The 4,799-nt window shown below is 69.0% G+C and carries 3 protein-coding genes; all 3 read right to left on the bottom strand.

Annotation, left to right across the window (positions count from 1 at the left end; all coding sequences use genetic code 11):
* Positions 1-73 precede the first annotated feature (73 nt).
* The 3 genes from DZF91_RS28160 to DZF91_RS28150 all read right to left on the bottom strand — a co-directional run bounded on the left by DZF91_RS28160 (position 74) and on the right by DZF91_RS28150 (position 4,070).
* Positions 74-1,339: a class I SAM-dependent methyltransferase gene (locus DZF91_RS28160; RefSeq protein ID WP_117360151.1), complete on the bottom strand. Its 1,266-nt coding sequence runs from the start codon at positions 1,337-1,339 to the stop codon at positions 74-76.
* Positions 1,340-1,435: 96 nt separating this feature from the next.
* Positions 1,436-2,803: an FAD-binding oxidoreductase gene (locus tag DZF91_RS28155; RefSeq protein ID WP_117360150.1), complete on the bottom strand. Its 1,368-nt coding sequence runs from the start codon at positions 2,801-2,803 to the stop codon at positions 1,436-1,438.
* A gap of 748 nt (positions 2,804-3,551) precedes the next feature.
* A complete protein-coding gene (locus DZF91_RS28150; protein WP_117360149.1) occupies positions 3,552-4,070 on the bottom strand; it encodes a DUF1707 and DUF4870 domain-containing protein in 519 nt (172 codons plus the stop codon).
* Positions 4,071-4,799 lie beyond the last annotated feature (729 nt).

The following is a 4,799-nucleotide window of genomic DNA, read 5'->3' as shown; positions in this document are numbered from 1 at the left end:
GCGTTCGACCCGCGCGCCGGGCCCCGTTCCGTCACTCCCGGTGTCCGATCCGGGTTCCGGATATCCGGAACGGTCAGGAACCCCAGTCGGGACGCAGCGGCATGTGCGCCGCGCCGGCCTCGTCCAGCTTGACGCCGAGCGTCTGGTGCAGCTGGATCCAGTTCTGCTCGAAACCGACGATGCAGCCGGCCATGTACACGCGCCACACGCGGGCCGTGCCCTCGCCGACCTCCGCGACGGCCTCGTCCCAGTGGGCGTCGAGGTTGCGGCACCAGCCCGCGAGGGTCCGCGCGTAGTGCTCGCGCAGGTTCTCCTGGTGGCGGATCTCGAAGCCCGCGTCGTTCATCTGCTGCTGGATGTAGCCGGGGCCCTCCAGCTCACCGTCCGGGAAGACGTAGCGGTTGATGAACCCGTCCTGCTTCATCGTGGGGGCGAGGTTGTCCGGCCGGGTGATGGTGTGGTTCAGCATCCGGCCGTACGGCTTGAGCTTGGAGTAGAGGAACCCGAAGTACGACGGCAGGTTGTCCTTGCCGATGTGCTCGGTCAGGCCGATGGAGCTCACCGCGTCGAACCCGGTCTCGGTCACGTCGCGGTAGTCCAGGTGCCGGACCTCGGCCAGGTCCGAGAGGCCGCGCTCGGCGATCGCCTTCTGCGCCCACTCCGCCTGCTCCTTGGACAGCGTGACACCGAGCGCCTTGACGCCGTACTCCTTGGCCGCGTGCATGACCATGCCGCCCCAGCCGCAGCCCACGTCCAGCAACCGCATGCCGGGCTTCAGGCCGAGCTTCTTGGCGACCAGGTCGTGCTTGTGGAACTGCGCCTCCTCGAGGGTCGCCGTCTCCGTCGGGAAACACGCGCACGTGTACGCCATGGACGGCCCGAGCACCCACTCGTAGAACGTGTTGGACACGTCGTAGTGGTGCGAGATGGCCCTGGCGTCCCGCTTCTTGGAGTGCCGCAGCCATGAGGGCACGCGGCTGAACGGCGCCTCCTGCGGCGGCGGGTCCAGGCGGCGCGACACCGCGGCACGCAGCAACGGGTCCCGCAGCACCTCGCGCAGGAGCGTCACCTTGTCCCGGGCGGTGATGTCCCCCAGGACGCGCTGCAGCGTCGACAGCGTCTCGTACATGTCCCCGTGCACGTCGAGATGGCCGCTGACGTACGCCCGGGCGAGACCCAGCGACCCCGGCGCGTGCAGCATGTGCGACAGCGCGTACGGCGAGGTCACCTCGATCCGGATGTCGGATCCTGGGCGTCCCGCGCGCGACCCGTCGTAGGCGACGAACTCCACTGGCGCGTCAGGCCCGATGAGGTTTTCGAAGACCCTGGCCAGCGTCATTGTGATCCCTCCTGTCTGTTCGCCCCGCCCGGCGGGACGACGGCGTCACTCACCACCGGCCCCGGGCCCGGGGCCTCCCCCCGATACCGCGGACGATCAGCGTCCGCGCACGCACTTGTCGTAGAGATCGAGCAGCCGGGCGTCAGGGTCGTAGGCCCCCTTCAGCCGCCGGTAGGTCTGCCCGTCGTAGTGCTTCCAGAACTCGTCCCGACTATAAAAAGCCGTCGAATAGAGAGACTTGTGTCCGTCAAGTCCCGCGACCTCGCGCTCGATCAGCCGGTTGTGGTACTCGGGGATCTGCCCCGGCGGGATACGGACCGTCCCCCAGAAGCCGGCGTTGACGTAGGCGCGGCCCGCCTCCAGCGGGTACAGCGGCCAGTTCTCGCGGGCCTTGAGCGGGCACAGCCAGACCGGCTTCATCCCGATCTTGGCGTGGAAGAAGTCGAGGAACGCCGGGAGGTTCTCGACCGGCACCTCGATGTCCTGGATGACGTCCTCGCGCGGACGCTTCCCGCTCCACCGGTCCACGCGCGCGACGAACTGGTAGCGGCGGTCGTAGGCCACGAGCTTGCGGTACACGTCCGACCGCTTGTACTTGTCCGGCCACAGCCGCCGGACGGTCGGGTTCTGCACGCCGAACGCGCCCGAGCACCAGAACCAGTCGGTGTCCCAGCGCCAGATGTAGTCGCGGACGGTCAGGAAGTCGACCGACCGCTCCTGGATGCTGCGGTAGTAGATCCGCTGGCCGGTGTAGTCGGAGACGTAGGGCGCCTCGTCGGAGAAGAAGCCGAGGGTGATGTACTGCTCGTCCCGGGAGAAGACGGTGCCGTCCATGAAGTCGACGGTCTCGCCCTCGTACTCGCCCGAGTCGGTGATCTCGGCCATCACGCGGGCGAGCTCCGTGGCGGTGTCGAACCGCAGGTGCCTCAGCCGGACGTACGGCTTGACCGGGATGAGGTCGATCTCGATGCGCAGCGAGTAGCCGAGCGTCCCGTAGGAGTTGGGGAACCCGTAGAACAGCTCGGCGTGCTCGTTGTCCCGGGTCGCGGTGACGATCTCCCCGCCACCGGTGAGGATCTCCAGTTCCCGGACGGCCTCGTGCGGCAGTCCCAGCCGGAACGAGGTCGACTCGATGCCGAGCCCGGTCACCGCGCCACCGAGCGTGATCGTCTTGAGCTGGGGGACGACCGTGGGCATCAGGCCGTGCGGCAGGGTCGCGTCCACCAGGTCCTCGTAGGTGGTCATGCCTTGGACCTGCGCCGTCCGGCGCTCCGGGTCGACGCTCAGCACCTTGTCGAAACCCGACACGTCCAGCCCGGGGCCCGCCGCCGGGTCCCGCCAGCGGAACAGGTTCGAGGTCTTCTTCGCCAGCCTGACCGGCGTCCCCTTGGGGATCGCGTCGTAGGACCGACGCAGCGCCTCGACCGCGCGCCGATGATCGTCGTTGACCGCAAGCTCCGTCATCTGCCCCTCCCGCACACAGTAAACAGATCATCCCATGTATGTTCCACACAATTTTGGCGAGAGGGTGATCACAGGCCCGGACGGGAATAAACCCCCCACGCCGAACACCGCCCGCCCCGCGTTCCCGCAGGCGACACAACTCCTGCCCCGTCCACGCCGATCGTTTCACCTGTGGCCGGGACAGGCCACCGCCCACCCGGAAGCCCCGGAGAACACGCCTCTCCCCTCCCACCCCAAACCCGCCGAACTCACCACGACCGCCGCCGCCGAGAACGATCCCGCTCCACGAACAGCCGCCGACGCGGAGGCGGGCGCTGATGTAACCGGCTCACGGAGAAGCGCCGCGCCGCAACCGACGAAGATGACGCCGAGAGCCCAGCCCCGTCCCACGGCTATCAGATCGAGGTGGACGAGGCGGACGAGGCGGACGAGGCGGACGAGGACAGCGAACTCCCCGCACATACGAAAAGACCCAGGCCAACAGCCTGGGCCATACACCAGGGACGTCCGCCGTCCAACCGAGCAAGGACGTCCCACCGCAGAAGCTCCCGGACGGCGACGGCACTCAGCGCACCACCGTCCTGAACGCCACCCGCTCGCAGACCTCGCTACGGGCCACCCCTGCGGCGCAGACAAGCACTCACGGCCCACGCCACCAGCCCACGAACCAGCCGCGCGGGGCGGCCGATGGATCACTCAGCCAGTGCCCGGCCCCTCGACGGACGCGCTGCTCGCGAACCCGCGTCCGCTACTTGACGAGGCGCAGGATGAACGGGGTGCGGAACGGCTGGCCGGTGAGCGCGAACAGGGCCGCGACCGCCGCCACGATCCACGTCACCGCGTAGAGCAGGCCGCCGATCCCGAACGTCACGATCGTCACCAGCAGCACGGTGAGCTGGAAGTTCACCGCCTCCGCCGCGTGCTCGCGCACGTACGCCGACCGCTTCCCCGCCGTCATCATCATGATCAGCGGGCCGACGAACAGGGTGAAGTACCCCAGTCCGTGCGCGACGGCCGCGAGCATCCGCTCCTCGGACGTGGAGGGTCCCGCGTTCGGCGCCGGCACGCGTCCGGCCTTCGGTACGGGCTGCAGGTCGAGCAGCACCGCGTCCAGGTCCCGCCGGGTCTTCGACGTCATGGCCAGATGCGTCCGCATGTCGAACTCATCGTGGTCGAGCCGCCCGTCGGCGTAAGCCTCCTGAAGCCGCTCGACGACCTGCTCGCGCTCCGCGTTCGAAACCCTCAGATCCGCATACCCGCTGTCCATGCCACCATCCTGCGCCCCCGACCGCCGGACCGCCATCGGGGAAGTCCCTGACCCACCCCTGAGACGCCCCCCCGCGAGAACCACCCCACCTCGCCCCTCGATCTCCCTGAAGACCACCTCACCCGGCCTGCCCGCCAGCAGCCCCCCAAGAGCAACAACGGCACTGCCCGAGAAAGGAGGCGGCACACGAATCACAAAGTCATGACAGGAACCCAGCCCCGAACATTCGCCATGGCGAAACAGCCCCGAACAAGCCACGCGACCCACCACCCCCACCTAACAGATGCGGGCGCGACGCGTGGAGGGTGAGCGCGACATGGAAGGCGCGGCCACAGGTTCGCCCCTCCGCCCCGCGGGCGCAGGTGCAGCGCACCGAGCGAAACACACGAGGCAAGGCAGCAGCAGTTGATCAACCTGCGCAGCATGGCGAACGCGGCACGGGCGAGGCAGAAGCGGCTCGGGGAACGCGACAGAGGAAACCGAGCGCAGCCCGAGAACAGGGCGCGACCAGTAGAACCGGGCGCGCCCCGTGAGAATCGGTGGCGCTCCGGGGGGGAGCAGGCACGCCCCGGAGAACAGCGCGCGGGGCAACAGGCAGGGCACCGGAAATCTGATACATGCGAAGCGGACGCCGCAGGCGCGGCAGAGCACCGGGCGCCACAGGCACGGCAGAAGCACCGGGCGCCGCAGGCGCGGCAGGCGCGGCGGGCGCCGCAGGCGCGGCAGGCG

Source organism: Actinomadura logoneensis, assembly GCF_003428695.1.
GTDB classification, from domain to species: Bacteria; Actinomycetota; Actinomycetes; order Streptosporangiales; family Streptosporangiaceae; genus Spirillospora; species Spirillospora logoneensis.
The sequence above is the reverse complement of the archived record's forward strand: the minus strand, read 5'-3'. Positions and strand labels throughout refer to the sequence as shown.

Bases quoted from the DNA above. Each gene is read 5' to 3' on its own strand.
- DZF91_RS28160 (WP_117360151.1), bottom strand. From the start codon at position 1,339: ATGACGCTGGCCAGGGTCTTCGAAAACCTCATCGGGCCTGACGCGCCA.
- DZF91_RS28150 (WP_117360149.1), bottom strand. From the start codon at position 4,070: ATGGACAGCGGGTATGCGGATCTGAGGGTTTCGAACGCGGAGCGCGAG.
- DZF91_RS28155 (WP_117360150.1), bottom strand. From the start codon at position 2,803: ATGACGGAGCTTGCGGTCAACGACGATCATCGGCGCGCGGTCGAGGCG.